At 57.0% G+C, this 745-nt stretch carries 1 protein-coding gene; it reads left to right on the top strand.

Features of this window, described 5'->3' with window-relative positions; genetic code table 11:
* Positions 1-745 (top strand): condensation domain-containing protein (locus tag L696_RS28430; RefSeq protein WP_155985350.1); only part of this gene is annotated, 745 nt, incomplete at both ends.

The raw sequence follows: 745 nt of genomic DNA, 5'->3' as shown, positions 1-745 counted from the left end.
CGACAACTTCTTCGACATCGGCGGCCACTCCCTGCGAGCGACGACGCTGGCGGGCAAGGTATTTAAGGAATTAAACGTCAACCTGCCGCTGCGCGACGTATTCCGTCACTCGACGATTGCGGCGATGGCCGAGGCGATCGCCCGGATGGAACGGCGGGAGCATGAGGCCATTCCTCAAGCGGAGGAGAGAGAATACTACCCTCTGTCCTCCGCGCAGAAACGGCTGTTCATTCAGCACACGCTGGATGGAGCGGATCAGCTTTACAACATGCCGGAGCTGGTGCAGGTGGAAGGCGAGTTTGATTTAGACCGGTTGGAAGCCGCCTTGCGGAAATTGATAACACGGCATGAATCGCTGCGCACCGGTTTTGAAATCGTGAAGGGCGAAGCGGTTCAGCGGATTTACCCGCAGGTCGATTTTGCTATCGAGCATCATCAAGCGGATAAAGAGGATGCGGCTCAAATCGAGCAGATCGTCCGCAGCTTCGTTCGTCCGTTTGATCTCGGCAAGCCGCCGCTGTTGCGCGCCGGAGTCATCGAACTGGAGCCGAACCTGCATATTCTCCTTTTCGACATGCACCATATGGTGTCCGACGGCGTATCGATGGCGATTGTGATCGATGAGTTCTCGAGTTTCTACGCCGGGGAAGAACTGCCGCCACTGCGCATTCAATACAAGGATTATGCCGTTTGGCAGCAGTCGAAGGCCCACCGAGAGCGGATCGGGCGGCAAGAAGCGTACTGG

It is taken from the genome of Paenibacillus maysiensis (assembly GCF_000520815.1).
Taxonomy (GTDB): domain Bacteria; phylum Bacillota; class Bacilli; order Paenibacillales; family Paenibacillaceae; genus Paenibacillus; species Paenibacillus maysiensis.
The sequence above is the reverse complement of the archived record's forward strand: the minus strand, read 5'-3'. Positions and strand labels throughout refer to the sequence as shown.